We start from the raw sequence: 18,582 nt of genomic DNA, 5'->3' as shown, positions 1-18,582 counted from the left end.
TCTGTCAGCGACTCACGTCAGGTCAGCTGTAGGACCCCGGCGTGAAGTCGTCGGTCGAGAACGCGTCGAAGTCGACGTAGCTGTACTCGCCGTCGGCGAAGGCGCCGTCGGACGCGAAGATGCGGTTGGGGTACCGCTCGCTCTTCGCCTCCTCCGTGGCCTCGACCACCACGTCGCGGTACTTGGCGAGACCAGTACCGGCCGGGATGAGCTTTCCGATGATGACGTTCTCCTTGAGGCCGATGAGCGGGTCGCTCTTGCCCTGAAGAGCCGCCTCCGTGAGGACGCGGGTCGTCTCCTGGAACGACGCGGCCGACAGCCACGACTCCGTCGCGAGCGACGCCTTCGTGATACCCATCAGCTCGGGGCGACCCGAGGCCGGACGCTTGCTCTCGCCGACCGCCTGGCGGTTGACGTCCTGGTAGCGACGCATGTCGACCATCTCGCCCGGCAGCAGGTCGGTCTCGCCGTGGTCGACCACGGTGACCTTGCGCAGCATCTGCCGCACGATGACCTCGATGTGCTTGTCGTGGATCGGCACACCCTGCGAGCGGTACACGCCCTGCACGCCGTCCACAAGGTACTTCTGCACCTCGCGAGCGCCCTGCACGCGCATGATCTCCTTCGGGTCGAGCGTGCCGACCTGGAGCGCCTGCCCCACGTCGACATGCTGACCGTCCTCGACGAGGAGCGTCGCACGCTTGAGCACCGGGTAGACGTGAGGCTCGTCGCCGCTGTCGGGCGTGACGATGACCTTCTTGCCCTTCTCGGTCTCCTCGATCGTGATGCGACCGGCCGACTCGGCGATCGGCGACGCGCCCTTGGGGGTGCGCGCCTCGAACAGCTCCTGCACGCGGGGAAGACCCTGCGTGATGTCGTCGGCCGATGCCGAACCACCGGTGTGGAACGTGCGCATCGTCAGCTGCGTGCCGGGCTCGCCGATCGACTGCGCCGCGATGATGCCGACGGCCTCGCCGATGTCGACGAGGTTGCCCGTCGCGAGCGAGCGGCCGTAGCAGCGAGCGCAGACGCCGACCGCCGAGTCGCAGGTGAGCACGGAGCGCACCTTGATCTCGGTGATCCCGCCGGTGATCAGCTTGTCGATGAGCGGGTCGCCCACGTCGGATCCCGGTCCGGCGAGAACGGTGCCGTCCTCGGCCAGGACGTCGACCGCGAGGTTGCGGGCGAACACGGCGTTCTCGACGTTGGCGTCCTTGACGAGCACGCCGTCGGGGCCGACCTCGGCGATCGGGTAGACGAGGCCCTTCGAGGTGCCGCAGTCCTCCTCGCGGATGATGACATCCTGCGAGACGTCGACGAGACGACGCGTGAGGTACCCCGAGTCGGCGGTGCGGAGAGCCGTGTCGGCGAGACCCTTGCGCGCACCGTGGGTGGCGATGAAGTACTCGGCGACCGTGAGGCCCTCGCGGAACGACGACAGGATCGGGCGCGGGATGATCTCGCCCTTGGGGTTGTTCACGAGGCCGCGGATCGCGGCGATGTTGCGGATCTGCAGCCAGTTACCGCGAGCACCCGACGACACCATGCGGTAGATGGTGTTGTCCTTCGGGAAGGACTCCTTCATCTCCTTCTGGAGGACGTCGGTCGCCTCGGTCCAGAGAGCCGTGAGCTCCTGACGACGCTCGTCGTCGGTCGTCAGACCCTTCTCGTACTGCGAGGTGATCTTCGCGGCCTTCTTCTCGTAGCCCGCGATGATCTCGCCCTTGGACTCCGGCGTGATGACGTCGCTCATGGCCACCGTCACACCCGAGCGCGTGGCCCAGTAGTAGCCGGCGTCCTTGATGCGGTCGAGCGTCTCGGCCGTGACCGTCTTCGGGTACTCCTCGGCCAGCTTGTTGACGATCTGCGACAGCTTGGTCTTGTCTGCCTGCTCGCGAACGAACGGGTAGCCCTTCGGAAGCTGATCGTTGAAGATCATCTGCCCGAGCGAGGCGTCGACGAGACCGCGCTCGTCGTAGCCCTCGGGAGCGTCGCCCTCGAGGAACTCGAGACCGGGCTGGCGGATCTTCGCCTTGGCCTGGAGGTGCAGCGTGCCCTCCTCGAACGCCATCTGCGCCTCGTTGACCGAACCGAAGATGCGTCCCTCGCCCGTCGCACCCTCGATGACCGTCGTGATGTGGTGCAGACCGATGATCATGTCCTGCGAGGGCAGGGTCACCGGGCGACCGTCAGACGGCTTGAGGATGTTGTTCGACGCGAGCATGAGGATGCGCGCCTCGGCCTGCGCCTCGACCGAGAGGGGCAGGTGGACGGCCATCTGGTCGCCGTCGAAGTCGGCGTTGAACGCCGAGCAGACGAGCGGGTGGAGCTGGATGGCCTTGCCCTCGACGAGCTGCGGCTCGAACGCCTGGATGCCGAGGCGGTGCAGCGTGGGCGCACGGTTCAGGAGAACCGGGCGCTCGCGGATGACCTCGTCGAGCACGTCCCAGACCTCGGGACGCGTGCGCTCGACGGCGCGCTTGGCGGCCTTGATGTTCTGCGAGTGACCGAGGTCGATCAGACGCTTGATGACGAACGGCTTGAACAGCTCGAGCGCCATCTGCTTCGGCAGGCCGCACTGGTGCAGCTTGAGCTGCGGGCCGACGACGATGACCGAACGGCCCGAGTAGTCGACGCGCTTGCCCAGAAGGTTCTGGCGGAAGCGACCCTGCTTTCCCTTGAGCATGTCGCTCAGGGACTTCAGGGCGCGGTTGCCGGTGCCCGTCACGGGACGACCGCGGCGACCGTTGTCGAACAGCGCGTCGACGGCCTCCTGCAGCATGCGCTTCTCGTTGTTCACGATGATCTCGGGCGCACCGAGGTCGATGAGACGACGCAGGCGGTTGTTGCGGTTGATCACGCGGCGGTACAGGTCGTTCAGGTCGCTCGTCGCGAAGCGGCCGCCGTCGAGCTGGACCATCGGGCGCAGCTCGGGCGGGATCACGGGAACGACGTCGAGGACCATCGCGGCCGGCGACATGCCGGTCGAGAGGAACGAGCTGACGACCTTGAGGCGCTTGATCGCACGGATCTTGCGCTGGCCCTTGCCCTCCGCGATCTGCAGGCGCAGCGACTCGGCCTCAGCGGCCAGGTCGAAGGCCGCGAGGCGCTCCTGCAGCGCCTCGGCGCCCATGCGGGCGTCGAAGTACTGGCCGAAACGGTCCTGCAGCTCCTGGAAGACGTCGTCCTCCGGCTTGAGCTGACCGACCTCGAGCGTGCGGAACTCCTCCCACATGCGCTCGAGCTTCGAGACCTGCTCGTCCGCGCGCTTGCGGATCGTCGCCATCTCCTTCTCGGCGGCGTCCTTGACCTTGCGCTTCTGGTCGGCCTTGGCGCCCTCCTCCTCGAGCGTCGCGAGCTCCTCCTCCAGCTTCTGGAGGCGAGCGGCGACGCGCGAGTCGCGGCGGTCCGAGACGTTCTTGATCTCGAGGCGCAGGTTGTTCTCGTGCGTGGGCATGTCGCGGTGACGTGCCTCTTCGTCGACCGAGATCACCATGTAGGCGGCGAAGTAGATGACCTTCTCGAGGTCCTTCGGCGCCATGTCGAGCAGGTACCCGAGGCGCGAGGGGACGCCCTTGAAGTACCAGATGTGCGTGACAGGCGCGGCGAGCTCGAGGTGGCCCATGCGCTCACGGCGCACCGAGCTCTTCGTGACCTCGACACCGCAGCGCTCGCAGATGATGCCCTTGAAGCGGACCCGCTTGTACTTGCCGCAGCCGCACTCCCAGTCGCGGCTCGGTCCGAAGATCTGCTCACCGAACAGACCGTCCTTCTCGGGCTTCAGGGTGCGGTAGTTGATCGTCTCGGGCTTCTTGACCTCGCCATAGGACCAGCGACGGATGTCGTCGGCGGTGGCCAGACCGATACGAAGCTCATCGAAAGAAGTTGCGTCGAGCAATTGACTCTCCTGTGTGGGAAATCTGGTAATCGGCCGGCGGATCAGATCTCGTCGATCGAGGCGGACTCGAAGCGACTGGAGATGTTGATGCCGAGCTCTTCCGCTGCGCGGAAGGCCTCGTCGTCGTTGTCGCGGAGGCTGACGGCGTTGCCGTCGGCTCCCAGGACCTCGACGTTCAGGCAGAGCGACTGCATCTCCTTCATGAGCACCTTGAAGGACTCGGGGATGCCGGGCTCGGGGATGTTCTCGCCCTTGACGATCGACTCGTACACCTTGACGCGTCCGAGGATGTCGTCGGACTTGACCGTGAGCAGCTCCTGGAGCGCGTACGCGGCACCGTATGCCTCGAGCGCCCAGACCTCCATCTCACCGAAGCGCTGACCACCGAACTGCGCCTTACCACCGAGTGGCTGCTGGGTGATCATCGAGTACGGCCCCGTCGAACGCGCGTGGATCTTGTCGTCGACGAGGTGGTGCAGCTTCAGGATGTACATGTAGCCGACCGAGATCGGGTACGGGTACGGCTCTCCGGTGCGCCCGTCGAGCAGACGCGCCTTGCCGGTGCCGTCGACGAGACGGTCGCCGTCACGGGTCGGGGTCGTCGACTCGAGCAGGCCGCGGACCTCGGCCTCCTCTGCACCGTCGAACACCGGGGTGGCGACGGGCGTGCCGGCGGCGACCTCGCGGAACTCCTCCGGCAGGCTGAGCGCCCACTCGGGCTCGCCCTCGATCTTCCAGCCCTGCTGGGCGATCCAGCCGAGGTGGATCTCCAGGACCTGGCCGAAGTTCATTCGACCGGGGATTCCGAGCGGGTTGAGGATCACGTCGAGCGGCGTGCCGTCCTCGAGGAACGGCATGTCCTCCTCCGGCAGGATGCGGGCGATGACGCCCTTGTTGCCGTGGCGGCCCGCGAGCTTGTCGCCCTCGGTGATCTTGCGCTTCTGCGCGATGTACACGACGACGCGGCGGTTGACGCCCGAGCCGAGCTCGTCGTCGCCCTCCTCGGCGTCGAACTCCTTGACCGCGATGACCGTTCCCTGCTCGCCGTGGGGCACCTTCAGGGACGTGTCGCGGACCTCGCGGCTCTTCTCGTTGAAGATCGCGCGGAGCAGGCGCTCCTCGGCGCTGAGCTCGGTCTCGCCCTTCGGCGTGACCTTGCCGACGAGGATGTCGCCGGGACGGACCTCGGCGCCGATGCGGATGATGCCGCGCTCGTCGAGATCCTTCAGCAGCTCGGGGCTGACGTTGGGGAGGTCACGGGTGATCTCCTCCTTGCCGAGCTTCGTGTCGCGCGAGTCGACCTCGTACTCCTCGATGTGGATCGAGGTGAGCGTGTCGTCCTTGACGAGACGCTGGCTGAGGATGATCGCGTCCTCGAAGTTGTAGCCCTCCCACGACATGAAGCCGATGAGGAGGTTCTTCCCGAGGGCCAGCTCGCCGTTGGCGGTCGACGGGCCATCCGCGATGACCTCGCCCACCTCGACGCGGTCGCCGATGCGCACGACGGCCTTCTGGTTGTACGTGTTGCCCTGGTTCGAGCGGTCGAACTTGCGCAGGAAGAAGTCCTGCGTGCCGCCCTCGTCGAGCTGGAGCGAGACGTAGTCGGCCGTCACGTCGGTGACGACGCCGGCGCGGTTGGCGATGACCGAGTCACCCGAGTCGATCGCCGCGAACTTCTCCATGCCCGTTCCGACGACCGGAGCCTCGGACTCGAGCAGCGGCACGGCCTGACGCTGCATGTTGGCGCCCATGAGCGCGCGGTTCGCGTCGTCGTGCTCGAGGAAGGGGATCAGGGCCGTTCCGACCGACACCATCTGGCGCGGCGAGACGTCCATGTAGCCGACCTCTTCGGACGGGATCAGGTCGACCTCGTCGCCGTGCTGGCGAGCGAGGACGCGGTCCTCGACGAAGGATCCGTCGTCGTTCAGGCGCGTGTTGGCCGGCGCGACGTTGAAGCTCTGCTCCTCGGCAGCCGACAGGTAGTCGATCTGCTCGGAGACCTTGCCGTCGATGACGCGACGGTACGGCGTCTCGATGAAGCCGAACGCGTTGATGCGGCCGTACGTCGCGAGGCGGCCGATCAGGCCGATGTTCGGGCCTTCCGGCGTCTCGATCGGGCACATGCGGCCGTAGTGCGACGGGTGGACGTCGCGGACCTCGACACCGGCGCGCTCACGCGACAGGCCACCCGGGCCGAGCGCCGACAGCGTGCGCTTGTGGGTGATGCCCGCGAGCGGGTTGTTCTGGTCCATGAACTGCGACAGCTGGCTGGTTCCGAAGAACTCCTTGATCGCCGCCACGACGGGACGCACGTTGATGAGCGTCTGAGGCGTGATCGCCTCGATGTCCTGCGTGGTCATGCGCTCGCGGACGACGCGCTCCATGCGCGACAGACCCGTGCGGACCTGGTTCTGGATGAGCTCGCCGACCGCGCGGATGCGGCGGTTGCCGAAGTTGTCGATGTCGTCGGTCGTGATGCGCTTCTCGACGACCTCGCCGCCGCGGCTGAGGCCGTCGAACGTCTCGTCGCCACGGTGCAGGCGCACCATGTACTTGATCGTCTCGACGATGTCCTCGACCGTCAGGACCGAGTCCGAGAGCTGCTTGTCGAGCCCGAGCTTCTGGTTCAGCTTGTAGCGGCCGACCTTCGCGAGGTCGTAGCGCTTCGGGTTGAAGTAGAAGTTGTCGAGCAGCGAGCGCGCGGCCTCGGCGGCGACCTGCTCGCCCGGACGGAGCTTGCGGTAGATGTCGCGGAGCGCATCCTCCTGCGTGAGGATCGTGTCCTTCGCGAGGGTGTCCTCGATCGTCTGGATGCCGGCGAACTCCTCGAGGATCTGCTCGCTCGTGAGACCGAGCGCCTTGAGGAAGACCGTGACCGGCTGCTTGCGCTTGCGGTCGATGCGCACGCCGACCTGGTCGCGCTTGTCGATCTCGAACTCGAGCCATGCGCCGCGGCTGGGGATGACGCGAGCCGAGACGATGTCCTTGTCGCTCGTCTTGTCGGGCGACTTGTCGAAGTAGACACCCGGCGAGCGCACGAGCTGCGACACGACGACGCGCTCGGTGCCGTTGATGATGAACGTGCCCTCGCGCGTCTGCAGCGGGAAGTCGCCCATGAAGACCGTCTGAGTCTTGATCTCACCGGTCTGGTGGTTCATGAACTCGGCCTCGACGTAGAGCGGGGCCGCGTACGTCTTGCCGCGGTCCTTGCACTCTTCGATCGAGTACTTCTCAGGCTCGAGGTAGGGGTTTGCGAACGACAGCTGCATCGTCTCGCCGAGGTCCTCGATGGGAGAGATCTCCTCGAAGATCTCCTCGAGACCGCTCCGGTCGGAGACGTCGCTGCGGCCGGTGGTCTTCTTCTCCTCGACGCGGCCCTTCCAGGCCTCGTTGCCGACGAGCCAGTCAAACGACTCCGTCTGCAGCGCCAGGAGGTCGGGGACCGTCAGGGCGTCGGTGACTTTTGCGAACGAGAGACGCTGTGCGTCTCGGCCGTTCTTGGTGGTGGGATTGGATGCGTTGCGCGAAGCAGCCAAGAGGGTGACCTCCGTGGACCCGAACGGGTCTCTCGATTCCTTGCCGACAGGGTGAGGTGCGCCCATTCGTCGTGTCTGTCCCGTGACCCGCGCCGCTATCTGCGGGGATCACACGAATGTCCTGCCGACCACCATATGAAGGCATAGAAGACCCAATGAGCGCAAAGATTCACGATACCCCACGAGACACGCGATGTCCACCCCGGTAGTTGACTCGGATTTTCCTCTCGGGTATAACCACGCGGATCCCACGCTCAGATCGCCTCCGTTCCCATACGCTGGGGACATGGATCGTTGGCCCTGGCACCTGTCGAGCGCGAAAGCCTGGCCCGCTTCGGGCACCACCGTCAAGACGGGCGTGGTGCAGCTCCTCTCGCGCGCCGAGCAGTCGGGCGTGTCCGTGCGCTGGAACGCGGCTCCCGGCGTGACCGTGAGCTCGTCGGCCTTCACGCGTCGGGCCGACCTCGAGCGCGTCTCCGCCGACCTCACGGGCGCCGAGGTCACCATCGACGGGGCGAAGCTCGCGCAGGACGACGCGACGTGGATCCCCTCTCCCGCCCGCGACGAGGTCGTCTCGCGCACCACCGGCACCCTGGGAGAGAAGCGCTTCCGCGCGGATCCCGTCACCGTGAACGGCTACGAGGTCCGGGCATCCGCGACCATCTCGAAGGCGCCGATCGACTGGGTCGTCGTCCGGAAGGGCGACGCGCTGCTCGGCACCTTCGACCTGGGGCACGCGTCCGATGCGCGCACGGCGGGCGACTTCCGCTTCTCGATGCGCCAGGAGGACCTCGCCGACCTCGTGTTCTCGATCGTCGCCCCCGCGATGAAGCAGGGGATGGGCTGGCTCGCATCGCTGAGCCGCCTCAAGCTCGCGGTGCGCCCCACGAGCGAGCAGCGCTTCGTGCTCACGGTCGGCGCGGCGGGGAGAGCCTGGTTCCTGCCGATGTCCGTGCGCGTCGGCCTCGACGTCGAGGCCGGCCGCGACGGCACGATCACGATCCACCGCGCCACCGCCGCGAGTCGCAACCTCCTGACCAAGCTGCTGATCCTGCCGCTGCGGCCGCGTCTGCGCGAGCTCGCGGGTCGGACGGAGCGGATCGGCGACGACGACCTGCGCGTCGCCGACCTGTCGATCGACGCGTCGCACGGGCGCCTCACCGCGTCGGGCCGCTTCACGGCGCGCTGAGTACGAGGGACGGCGGATCCGGCGCCTTCCCGAGTGACCCCTGCGGGCCGTGGTCGGCTGGAAAGGGTCACGAGCGCCACTTCGGGTGGATCCGGCTCCTCAGGTGACGCCGTCGACCCTTCAGCACCGCGCTGAGCGTCACACGCGTCACCCGAATGACGCGGCCACGAGGGTGCGGTCCCTCAGATGACGCCTATGAACCTTCCGCACCGCACGAAGGGGCACGAGCGTCACGTGAAGGCCGAGCGGGCGGATCCAGCACCTCAGACGCGGAGATGGTCACGACCGTCACCTCGGCGGCGGGGGGGGTCACCGCCGCCAGGCGAGGACGCCGTAGACGACGAGCCCCGCGGCGAGCGCCCAGAACGCCGAACCGATCCCCCACACCGCGATGCCGCTCGCGCCCACGAGGAACGTGACGACGGCGGCCGTGCGATGTCCGGCCTCCGGCGAGGCGATGGCGCCCGAGATCGACGACACGAGCGTGGGGATCAGCGCCAGCCCCGCGACCGCCGCGAGCACGCCGGGCGACACCGCGGTGAGGGTGGTGAGCGCCGTCGCGAGCACCGCGAGCACCAGGTAGGCGATGCCGACGGTTCGCACGCCCTTCCACCGCTCGGCGGGGTCGGGGTGCGCGTCGGGCGCCGCCGTGATGGCGGCAGTGATGGCGCCGAGATTGATCGCGTGGCCGCCGAACGGCGCGGCGACCGCCGTGCCGAGCCCCGTGACCGTCATCGCGTGACGCCACGGGACGCGATACCCGTACGACGAGAGGATCGCGGAGCCCGGCACGTTCTGCGACGCCATCGTCACCACGTACAGGGGCAGCGCGAGCCCGACGATCGCACCCCAGGAGAAGGTCGGGGGCACGATCTCGAGCACCGGGAGGATCCGCCCCTCGACGCCGCCGGAGCCGACCGCCTGGACGCCGAGGATCCCGAGCCCGACGGCGAATGCGGCGGGAGCCGCCCAGGTCGCGGCGAACCGCATGAGCACGAGCCAGACGACGACGATCGGCAGGATCGCGACGGGATCATCGACGACGCCGCGCACGGGCGCGAGACAGAGGCCGACGAGCACCCCCGCGAGCATCGCCTGCGCGATGGGTGCGGGGATCGCCGCGACGGCCTTCGACAGCAGCGGCCACAGGCCCGTCAGCACGATCAGCGCGGCCGTGACGAGGAACGCCCCGATCGCGGCCGCGAAGCCACCCTCGGGGACGGCGCTCGACGCGAGCAGCGCGGCGCCGGGGGTCGACCAGGCGATGAGGACCGGGATCCGCGTGCGCGCCGACAGCCACAGCATCGCGAGCGCCTGCACGATGCAGAGCGCGACGAGGCCGGACGCCGCCTGCATCGGCGTCGCTCCGACCGCCGTGAGCCCCGCGAGCACGACGGCGGACGAACTCGCGAAGCCGGCGAGCGCGGCGGTGATGCCGGCGAGGGTCGTCGAGCGCGCGTGCATCCCGCCAGATTAGAGGGCGGGCGAGGGACCGCGCGCGGGAAGGGCGCACCCCGGGGATCCGCGCCCTCGGGTGACGGCGACGACCCCTCCCCGCCGCGGGAAGGGTTACGCGCGTCACGTGAGCGACCGGGGGCACGTCAGAATGGACCTCATGGGCAGGCAGCGCCGCAAGGACACCGACTTCCCCCAGGCGCGTCTCGCCTCGGGGGCGAACGCCGAGATCAGGCCGAGCGAGTTCGGCTCCGGGTCCGAAGTGATCATCGACGGCACCCCGCAGTCGCACGTCGACCTGGCCGACCCCGCGTATCTCGCGTTCGAGTACGTGGCGCGGATGGGGGCCGTCATCGATCAGCTGCCCGACGGGCCGGTCACGGCGGTGCACCTCGGCGCCGGCGGCCTCACCCTCCCGCGCTACATCGCCCACACGCGCCCCGGCTCTCGCCAGCAGGTCGTGGAGCTCGAGCAGCCGCTCGTCGACCTCGTGCGGGAGCATCTCCCCCTCCCCCGCGATGCGCAGATCCGCGTGCGCTTCGGCGACGCCCGGGCCGGCCTCGCCCGGCTGCCTGCGTCGCTGCGTGGAACCGTCGACCTGCTCGTCAGCGACGTCTACTCGGGGGCGCAGACACCCGCGCACCTCACCACGACCTCGTTCTATCGCGAAGCGGCGGCGTTGCTCTCTCCGCGCGGGATCCTGCTCGTGAACGTCGCCGACGGATCCGGGCTCGCGTTCGCGCGGCGCCAGGCCGCGACGATCCGCGAGGTGCTGCCGCACGTCGCGATCCTCGCGGAGGTGCAGGTGCTCAAGGGCCGCCGCTTCGGCAACCTCGTCTTCGCCGCCTCCGCGGAGCCGCTGCCGACCGACTGGCTGCCGCGCCTCATGGCCGCCGGCCCTCACCCCGCGAAGGTCGCGGAGGGTCGCGAGGTCGACACCTTCATCGCGGGTGCGCTGCCCGTCGCCGACGACGACGCGACGGACTCGCCCCGCCCCTCTTCATCGCTGTTCTCGTAGCGGATCCGCCGGACGTTTCACGACGGATCCGCGCGCCGATTCCGTTACCTCGCCGTGACCAGGCAGGATGGGGAGTCGCACGATGGTACGGACGAAGGGACGCGGCGTGGGCTTCATCCAGGGATACGACCCCGAGACCCTGCAGGAGATCGTCGACCGCGAGGGCGTCTACGAACGACTCGTCGAGGTGCGCCGGCAGCGCAGCTTCCCCGCACAGCTCGAGCAGGTCTGGCTCCTCAAGGTCCTCGGCGAGATCGACGAGGCCCTGCAGATCGCCGAGCACGCCGTGCGCCTTGCGCGCATGTCAGGCACCCGCAAGGATCTGCTGCACGCGCGGATCCTCCACGCCACCGTCAACCAGCGACGCGGATCCTTCTCGCGCGCCGAAGCCGAGCTCACGACCTGCATCGAAGAGGCCGAGGGCCAGAGCTGGCCGCGCATCAGCGCCCTCGCCCACAGCCACCGCGGCAAGACGCGCTACGACGCGGGCGACTACGCCGGGGCGCGCAGCGATTTCAAGCGCGAGCTCTTCCTCCGCCAGGAGCTGGGCGCCGACGACGAGCAGCTCGAGGTCACGATGAACTTCATCGACGCCGCCGAGCGCAAGCGCTCCACGGACCGCGGCATCTTCGCGAGCTGACGCGAGGCGCCGCTCGGGCCGCGGCACCACGCTCGGACGCAGCCTCGCATGATTCTAAAGATATCTTGCTAAAGGGTTCTTTAGGATACATACTGCCGACATGGCAGAACGGCGTGTGACGCAGACCGAGCAGATCAAGGCCCTCACGCATCCCCTCCGGGTGCGGCTCCTCGAGCTGTTCCGCGACGGGCGCGAGATGACCGCGACGGAGGCGGCCACGGCGACAGGCGAGTCGGTCGCCAGCTGCTCCTTCCACCTGCGCCAGCTGGCGATGTACGGATACCTCGAGCCGGGCGAACGACGGGGGCGGGAGAAGCCCTGGAAGGCGATCGCGGGCACCGTCACGATCGATGCAGAGCCCGGCGACGCCGAGGGCCTGGCGGCGACCTTCGCGGCCGGCCGAGCACTCCTCGCCGAGTCGGTGCGCAGCCTCGATCGCTGGATGGACACGGCCGCCGACGACGACCCCGAGTGGACCCACTCCTCCCATCAGCGCCACGCCGGCTTCTGGGCGACGCGCGAGGAGCTGTCCGCCGTCGCCGAGGAGATCGATCACGTCCTCGACCGATTCGCCGACCGCGCGGCGGATCCGGCGAAGCGCCCCGCCGACGCGCGTCACGTGCGCTTCCTGTCCGCACTCTGGAGCGAGCGGCCGCCGTCATGACCGCGGTCGCGCCGGAGAAGGTCCGCCTCCGCAGCCGCCTCTTCGCGGGCGTCGTGGCCGGCTGGGCGCTGGCGAACGTCGCCGATTCGCTGCTCATGGTCATCCTCGGCGTGTGGGTCGCCGAGCTCACGGCCAGCGCGGCGCTCGGCGCCCTCACCTTCGCGCTGTTCGGCGTGCCCGCGCTGTTCGCGCCGATGATCGGCCGGCTCGCCGACCGCGTCTCGCGGCGCCGCATGCTCGTCGTGTCGTACTCCGTCGCGGTGGCGGGCCTGGTGCCGCTCTTCCTCGTGCAGGACCCGTCGCAGTTCTGGATCATCTACGCGAGCGTCGTCGTCTACGCCGCCGTGTCGTACGCGACCGCCGGATGCCGCGGCGGGATCCTGCGCGACCTCCTGAGCGACGACGATCTCGGCCCGGCGAACGCACTGCTGCAGTCGATCGACCAGGTGCTGCGGCTCACCCTGCCCTTCGTCGCGGCCGGCGTCTACCTGTGGACCGGCCCACTTCCGATCGTCGCAGCGGCGGTCGTCGCCTTCGCCCTCGCGGCCCTCGCGTTCGCCCTCCTGCGGTTCGCCGAGTCGCCCGTCGAGGAGGATCCGGATCCGTTCTGGCGCTCGGTCACGGCCGGCTTCCGCCACCTGTTCACGGCCGCTCCCCTCGGACGCCTGACGGTGTCGCTGATGCTGCTGTCGAGCACGGCCGCCTTCACGAGCGCGGTCGGATTCGCGGTGCTCGAGCGCATGGGCGTCGAGGCGGCGTGGATGGGGCCGCTCGAGGCGATGATCGGGCTCGGCGGACTCGTCGCCGGACTGACCGGCGCGCTGCTCATGACGCGCTTCGGGCGGGTGCGCGTCATGACGGGCGGGGCGCTGCTCATGGCCGTCGGCGTCGCGCCGATGCTCGGCGACGACGTGTGGCTCATGGGCGCCGGCCTCGCCGTCATCGGGCTCGGGGTGACGGCGGCGGTCATCGCGTACGTCACCGAGTCGCAGATCCGGACCCCCGCGCGGCTGCAGGGTCGCGTCGGCACGACCGTCAACATGCTGCTGCAGCTGCCCGCCGTGTTCATCACCGCGGGAGGCGCCGCGATGCTCGGGATCATCGACGCGCGCGTCATCGTGGGCTGCGGAATCACGATGAGCGTCGCCGCCTTCGCGATCGCGGCGACGACGCGGGCGGCGCGAGGGTAGCGGGGACGGGCCCCTTGCGGGGGGGGCGCGGGCTGCTCGCAAGGCGGGGTGAGGCGCGCTCGTCGAATGTCAGGGGTTCGGCATAGCCTGGGTCCGTGTCGGATCTGGATCGCGTGAGGGTATGGGCGCACGCCCTCATCCGCATGCACCTCGACGACAGCTGGACCTTCGGATTCGACAACGCGAAGCGCCGCGCGGGCCTGTGCAACTACACAAACAGGCGCATCTCGCTCTCGCGCTACCTCGCGGCCCGCTTCAGCGACGACGACAACCACCAGACGCTGCTGCACGAGGTCGCGCACGCCGTCGCAGGGGCGGCCGCCGGCCACGGACCCGAGTGGAAGCGCATCGCCCGCGACATCGGCTACGTCGGCGGTACGACCCACCACGGCGAGACCGCCACCGAGCTCGCCCCCTGGGTCGGCACCTGCCCCAACGGCCACACCGTGTACCGGCACCGACGGCCGACGCGCGCGTCGTCCTGTGTCACCTGCGCTCGGCGGTTCGATCCGCGCTTCGTGTTCGAGTGGCACCGCCGCGAGATCACCCGCGCCGACCGCCTGGCGGCGCAGGCACCGCGCGACTGACGCCGCCCCCGTGCGGAGAAGTGCACGGATGGGGAGGGATCCGGGGCAATGGTTCCTCGGGAACGCGCATCTCCTCAGGGGCGCACGGCGGCGCGCGAGCGCGCAAACCACCCGTGCCGCCACGAGGACATGCGCACAGAGGAGGACGGATCCGGGACCAAGGGTCCTCAGGAACGCACATCTCCTCACGAACGCACGGCTGCGCACGCCGACACCAAGGCACGCGTGCCCCCCGGGACCCCAAACCGCCCGTGCCGCCGCGAGGAGATGCGCACAGATGAGGAGGGATCCGGGGTCAGGGATCCTCAGGAGCGCACATCTCCTCAGGAATGCACGGCGGCGCGCGAGCGCGCTTGCCCACGGGCACGCACACCACCCGTGCCTCTGCGAGGAGATGCGCATAGGTCAGGAGAGATCCGACCCCAGGGACCCTCAGGGGCGCACGCCTGCGCGCAGGCGCGCACCGCTGCAGGTGGGGCGTGAGGGCGTCGGGCGCGCGTCAGCTCGCGGTGAGGAGGTGCGCTTCCGGCTCGGCGTCGAGCTCGGCCGCGGCTCTGACCTCGTCGCGACGACCCTCTGCGGCGAGCGCGAGCCCCGTGGCGCTGGCTGACAGCAGGTGCTTGAGGGCGCGCTTCAGGCCGTGGAACCCCTCGCCGGCGACGGCGACTTCGGGGGCGGTGTGGTCGATGCCGAGCGCGCTCAGCCCGTCGGCGATCGCGCCGGCGGCGAGGTAGTCCTCGACCGCGAACCGACCGCCGTCGCCCGCGAGGATCAGCGCGATCGACGTGCGCCCGCCGCGCGCCTTCTGCGCGTCGTACGCGGCCCGCGCCGTCGCGGTCGCGTTGCGCAGGGAGCCCGCGAACACCGTCTCAGCCCGTCCCGCGGCGGCCTGCGCGAGGGCGGCATCTGCCCCGATCGCGTCGACCACGACGAGGATCTCGGCCGGCTCGAGCAGGTCGAGCGCATCGGCCCCCCATCCGAGTCGCACCTGATACGTCGCCTGAGACCGCGGATCCGTCATCCCGCCAGCGTAGGTCGGGCGGTCGGCTCGTCGCACACGGGCTCGTCACGCGGGGTCACGCGTGCAGGAGGACGGCAGATCTCGCCGGCGCACCCGTGTCGAGCGGCGGATCCGCACGCCGCTCGCCGGTTCTGCCGTACGTGTGTTGTGATCGAGCCCGCACCCCCATACGATCCGCGCATGGCACTCGAGATCCGCCCGGGCCTTCCCGACGACGCCGACGGCATCGCCGACGTGCACGTGCGCACCTGGCAGCACGCGTATCGCGGCCTCATGCCGCAGGACATCCTGGACTCCCTCGATGTCGGGCAGCGCGCCGACCGCTGGCGGCGGATCCTCGCAGGCGCGGACGTGGACGGACGCGGATCCACCTGGGTCGCGGTCGAGGACGGCGCCGTCATCGGCTTCTCGACGTGCGGTGCGGCTCGCGACGAGGGCCCGCCGCGGCCGCGCGAGCTCTACGCCCTCTATCTCGCGCCGGAACGACACGGCTCCGGCGCGGCCGGGCCACTGATCCACGCGACGGTCGGCCAGGACCCGGCGTACCTGTGGGTCCTCACGGGCAATGCCCGAGCGATCGCGTTCTACGAGAAGGCCGGCTTCGCACTGGACGGCGCGGTCAAGCGCGACGATCGCGGTGTCATGGTGCTCGAGGAGCTGCGGATGGTGCGCTGAGGTCGGCGCGACACGGCTCAGTCGAATCGGCGATCCGAGGGGCCGAATCCGACTGCTCCGCCCCCTCCCGAACGGATCGACTGCGTGGCTTCGGACGCATGGGCGCCCCGTAGCCTGGGACCGTGAAACGACTGCATGACGCCGACCGACGCGGATTCGCCTCGGACAACTACGCCGGAACCCACCCCGAGGTGCTCGAGGCCGTCGCGCTCGCAAGCGGCGGACACACGATGGCGTATGGCGAGGATCCGTACACGCACGCCCTGCGCGCGCGCTTCGTCGAGATGCTCGGCGACGGCGTCGAGGTGTTCCCCGTCTTCAACGGCACGGGTGCGAACGTCGTCAGCCTCCAGAGCATGGTCACGCGCTGGGGCGGCGTCATCGCCCCCGCGATCGCCCACGTCAACACCGACGAGGGCGGGGCGCCCGAGAAGGTCGGCGGGTTCAAGATCATTCCGGTTCCGACAGCCGACGCGAAGCTGACGCCCGAACTCGTGCGCGCGCACGCCGGATCCCGCGGGATCCACACGATCGTGCCGCAGGTGGTCTCGCTCACGCAGTCGACCGAGCTCGGAACGCTGTACGCGGTCGACAAGATCCGCGCCATCGCCGACACCGCCCACGAGCTCGGCCTCGCCGTGCATATGGACGGCGCGCGCATCGCCAACGCCGCGGCGGCGCTCGGCCTGCCGCTGGGGGCGTTCACGCGCGACGTCGGCGTCGATGTGCTGAGCTTCGGCGGCACGAAGATCGGAGCCATGGGCGCCGAGGCCGTCGTCGTCCTGAACCCCCATGCCGTGACGGGCATCGACTTCCTCCGCAAGAGCACCATGCAGCTCGCCAGCAAGATGCGCTTCGTGTCGGCCCAGCTGCTCGCGCTCGTCGAGGACGACCTGTGGATCCGCGCCGGCGCCCATGCCAACGCGATGGCCGCCCGGCTGCGCGCGCGCATCGAGGAGCGCCGCGTCCCCGGGGTCGCCTTCACGCAGGAGACCCAGGCGAACGGCGTCTTCGCGACGCTGCCCGACGGCGTGGCCGACCGCCTGCGCGAGCACGTGCGCTTCTACGACTGGAACGCTGCGACCCGCGAGGTGCGCTGGCTCACCAGCTGGGACACGACCGAGGACGACATCGACCGCTTCGTGGCGCTCGTGGAGCAGCACTGCGGGTGAGGTGACGCCTCGGGGGAAGGGCCGGACGCGTCAGACGACGAGCGGCGGCACCATCCGGTGACGCTCGCGACCCTTCCGCGGCCGGCGAAGAGTCGTACACGTCACGCGAACACGCGCGACCGGCGCACGGATCCCCTCCGGTGACACTCGTGACCCTTTCGAACGCCGGGGAGGGTCATCGGCGTCACGCGAACGCGCCGGATCACCGGGGGGCGAGGCGTGCGAGAAGCTCGTCGATGATCCGCTGGGGGGTCTGGGATCCGTCGCCCTTCTCGAGGTGCCCGCCGAGGTGCAGCTCGATCGCGCCGTGCGCGACGGAGCGGATCAGGCTGGCGGCGAGCTCCGGATCCGGTGCGTCGACGCGCCCCGCCGCCACAGCGACCTCGACGAGCGCGAGCAGTGCAGCCCATGCCTCTCCCGCGGCGGCTTCGAGCGACTCGGACGGCACGGTCCATCGGCCGTAGACGAGACGGAAACGATGAGGTCGGTCGATCGAGCGCGTGACGACGGCTTCCAGCGCGGCCGCAGGGTCCTCGCGGTGCCCTCGCAGGATCCGTGCGGTCTCGCCGAGCTCGCGGGCCGCGACCTCGGCGAGCATGTCCTGCTTATCGGCGAAGTGCTTGTAGGGCGTGTTGTGCGAGACGCCCGCGCGCGCCCCCACGGCCCGCATCGTCACGGCGGCGGGCCCGTCGGCGTCGAGAAGGTCGACGGCCGCGGCCAGGAGCGCGTCTCTGGTGCCGGTCATCCGCCCATCGTAGGCGATTGGTTGACACTGTCACCCTCGCGACGTACTGTTCATCGCGTCAGGGTGACAATGTCAACCAGAGGAGATCGCATGACCCGCTCTCACGCTCGGCGGCGCTGGATCGTCGTGAGCATCGCCGCCGCGGTCGTCGCCGTCGCGGTCGTCATTCAGCGGGCGGCCGCGCCGCCCCGCCGCGCGCCCGACTTCGCGGGACCCGCGCCGCGGATCCTCGACGACGGGTACATCTCGACGACGCACTCGATCGACATCGCCGCGCCGCCCGCGGAGACGCGCGATCTGCTGAGCGACCCGAACCTGTCGCTCGAAGATGTCATCGACTTCGACGGCGGCTTCCCGCCGGTCGAATCGACCGAGCCGCTCATCGGATCCTGGGATCCCGGCCATCGAGAGGGCGATCGCCGGCGCGTGCGCTTCGCCGACGGGCACTATCTCGCCGAGCAGGTCATCACCGACGATCCGGCGCACTTTCGCTACGTCATCTGGGGGCTGACGAGCCCGCAGCGGTTCGTCGTGCGGCACGGCGTTGCCGAGTTCCGATACGAGGCGCGCGGTGACGGCACGCGCCTCGGCTGGACGTACTCGCTCCTGCCGACGACGCCTCTCCTGGCGCCCGCACTCCGGTGGTTCGTCGACGGCACGATGACGCCGATGATGCGCGCCACCCTCGACGGCATGCGCGCGCACGTCGAAGGCACCATCTCGTCGCGGTAGCCCCCGCCCCGCGGAAAGAACCGCCTGCGTCCGCCTCAGCGCCGGGAAAGGTCAGAAGGG

The 18,582-nt window shown here is 69.6% G+C and carries 14 protein-coding genes; 9 read left to right on the top strand and 5 right to left on the bottom strand.

The window, feature by feature from the left end; genetic code table 11:
* Positions 1-22 precede the first annotated feature (22 nt).
* On the bottom strand, positions 23-3,898 hold the full coding sequence (rpoC, locus tag KOL93_RS02495) for a DNA-directed RNA polymerase subunit beta' (protein WP_221583714.1): 3,876 nt from the start codon (positions 3,896-3,898) through the stop codon (positions 23-25).
* A gap of 41 nt (positions 3,899-3,939) precedes the next feature.
* Positions 3,940-7,434, bottom strand: a complete 3,495-nt coding sequence (gene rpoB, locus KOL93_RS02490; protein ID WP_221583713.1) for a DNA-directed RNA polymerase subunit beta — start codon at positions 7,432-7,434, stop codon at positions 3,940-3,942.
* A 286-nt stretch (positions 7,435-7,720) separates the two neighbouring features.
* Between rpoB and KOL93_RS02485 the strand changes: the two genes are divergently transcribed.
* The gene (locus KOL93_RS02485) at positions 7,721-8,623 is read left to right on the top strand and encodes a hypothetical protein (protein WP_221583712.1); all 903 of its coding nucleotides are present in this window, start codon (positions 7,721-7,723) and stop codon (positions 8,621-8,623) included.
* Between the two features lie 309 nt (positions 8,624-8,932).
* Here the strand turns inward: KOL93_RS02485 and KOL93_RS02480 are convergent, their stop codons facing one another.
* Positions 8,933-10,087 (bottom strand): benzoate/H(+) symporter BenE family transporter, encoded by a 1,155-nt coding sequence (locus KOL93_RS02480; protein WP_221583711.1) that lies wholly within the window; start codon positions 10,085-10,087, stop codon positions 8,933-8,935.
* Positions 10,088-10,238: 151 nt separating this feature from the next.
* Here KOL93_RS02480 and KOL93_RS02475 point away from each other — a divergent pair, with 151 nt between their 5' ends.
* From KOL93_RS02475 to KOL93_RS02455, 5 genes are all read left to right on the top strand, one after another.
* Positions 10,239-11,096, top strand: coding sequence for a spermidine synthase (locus tag KOL93_RS02475; RefSeq protein ID WP_221583710.1), 858 nt, complete (start codon positions 10,239-10,241; stop codon positions 11,094-11,096).
* An 82-nt stretch (positions 11,097-11,178) separates the two neighbouring features.
* A complete protein-coding gene (locus tag KOL93_RS02470) occupies positions 11,179-11,736 on the top strand; it encodes a hypothetical protein (protein WP_260405836.1) in 558 nt (185 codons plus the stop codon).
* A gap of 100 nt (positions 11,737-11,836) precedes the next feature.
* A complete protein-coding gene (locus KOL93_RS02465; protein WP_221583709.1) occupies positions 11,837-12,400 on the top strand; it encodes a helix-turn-helix domain-containing protein in 564 nt (187 codons plus the stop codon).
* Positions 12,397-13,590 carry an MFS transporter gene (locus KOL93_RS02460; RefSeq protein ID WP_221583708.1) on the top strand — a complete coding sequence of 398 codons (1,194 nt, stop codon included), beginning with the start codon at positions 12,397-12,399 and terminating at the stop codon, positions 13,588-13,590. Before KOL93_RS02465 ends, KOL93_RS02460 begins: the two co-directional genes overlap by 4 nt.
* A gap of 95 nt (positions 13,591-13,685) precedes the next feature.
* Positions 13,686-14,177 carry a SprT-like domain-containing protein gene (locus tag KOL93_RS02455; RefSeq protein WP_221583707.1) on the top strand — a complete coding sequence of 164 codons (492 nt, stop codon included), beginning with the start codon at positions 13,686-13,688 and terminating at the stop codon, positions 14,175-14,177.
* A 499-nt stretch (positions 14,178-14,676) separates the two neighbouring features.
* On the opposite strand, the gene KOL93_RS02450 is transcribed toward KOL93_RS02455, so the two are convergent.
* Complete coding sequence (locus tag KOL93_RS02450; protein WP_221583706.1) at positions 14,677-15,198, bottom strand: 2-phosphosulfolactate phosphatase; 522 nt, start codon at positions 15,196-15,198, stop codon at positions 14,677-14,679.
* A 180-nt stretch (positions 15,199-15,378) separates the two neighbouring features.
* Between KOL93_RS02450 and KOL93_RS02445 the strand changes: the two genes are divergently transcribed.
* Both KOL93_RS02445 and KOL93_RS02440 read left to right on the top strand, forming a co-directional pair.
* Positions 15,379-15,873, top strand: a complete 495-nt coding sequence (locus tag KOL93_RS02445; protein ID WP_221583705.1) for a GNAT family N-acetyltransferase — start codon at positions 15,379-15,381, stop codon at positions 15,871-15,873.
* A 122-nt stretch (positions 15,874-15,995) separates the two neighbouring features.
* A complete protein-coding gene (locus KOL93_RS02440) occupies positions 15,996-17,045 on the top strand; it encodes a threonine aldolase family protein (RefSeq protein ID WP_221583704.1) in 1,050 nt (349 codons plus the stop codon).
* 202 nt (positions 17,046-17,247) lie between these two features.
* Here KOL93_RS02440 and KOL93_RS02435 read toward each other — a convergent pair whose 3' ends face one another.
* Positions 17,248-17,790, bottom strand: a complete 543-nt coding sequence (locus KOL93_RS02435) for a TetR/AcrR family transcriptional regulator (RefSeq protein WP_221583703.1) — start codon at positions 17,788-17,790, stop codon at positions 17,248-17,250.
* Between the two features lie 90 nt (positions 17,791-17,880).
* On the opposite strand from KOL93_RS02435, the gene KOL93_RS02430 reads away from it, so the two are divergent.
* Positions 17,881-18,522, top strand: a complete 642-nt coding sequence (locus KOL93_RS02430) for an SRPBCC family protein (RefSeq protein ID WP_221583702.1) — start codon at positions 17,881-17,883, stop codon at positions 18,520-18,522.
* Positions 18,523-18,582: the final 60 nt, after the last annotated feature.

Origin of the sequence: Microbacterium salitolerans (assembly GCF_019720895.1) — a bacterium.
GTDB lineage: Bacteria > Actinomycetota > Actinomycetes > Actinomycetales > Microbacteriaceae > Microbacterium.
Note: the sequence above shows the minus strand (reverse complement) of the source record. Positions and strands in the feature narration are given on the sequence as shown.

Excerpts from the sequence above, each read along its gene's own strand:
- KOL93_RS02485 (WP_221583712.1), top strand. The coding sequence starts at position 7,721 with ATGGATCGTTGGCCCTGGCACCTGTCGAGCGCGAAAGCCTGGCCCGCT.
- KOL93_RS02480 (WP_221583711.1), bottom strand. The coding sequence starts at position 10,087 with ATGCACGCGCGCTCGACGACCCTCGCCGGCATCACCGCCGCGCTCGCC.
- KOL93_RS02475 (WP_221583710.1), top strand. The coding sequence starts at position 10,239 with ATGGGCAGGCAGCGCCGCAAGGACACCGACTTCCCCCAGGCGCGTCTC.
- KOL93_RS02470 (WP_260405836.1), top strand. The coding sequence starts at position 11,179 with ATGGTACGGACGAAGGGACGCGGCGTGGGCTTCATCCAGGGATACGAC.
- KOL93_RS02465 (WP_221583709.1), top strand. The coding sequence starts at position 11,837 with ATGGCAGAACGGCGTGTGACGCAGACCGAGCAGATCAAGGCCCTCACG.
- KOL93_RS02460 (WP_221583708.1), top strand. The coding sequence starts at position 12,397 with ATGACCGCGGTCGCGCCGGAGAAGGTCCGCCTCCGCAGCCGCCTCTTC.
- KOL93_RS02450 (WP_221583706.1), bottom strand. The coding sequence starts at position 15,198 with ATGACGGATCCGCGGTCTCAGGCGACGTATCAGGTGCGACTCGGATGG.
- KOL93_RS02445 (WP_221583705.1), top strand. The coding sequence starts at position 15,379 with ATGGCACTCGAGATCCGCCCGGGCCTTCCCGACGACGCCGACGGCATC.
- KOL93_RS02435 (WP_221583703.1), bottom strand. The coding sequence starts at position 17,790 with ATGACCGGCACCAGAGACGCGCTCCTGGCCGCGGCCGTCGACCTTCTC.
- KOL93_RS02430 (WP_221583702.1), top strand. The coding sequence starts at position 17,881 with ATGACCCGCTCTCACGCTCGGCGGCGCTGGATCGTCGTGAGCATCGCC.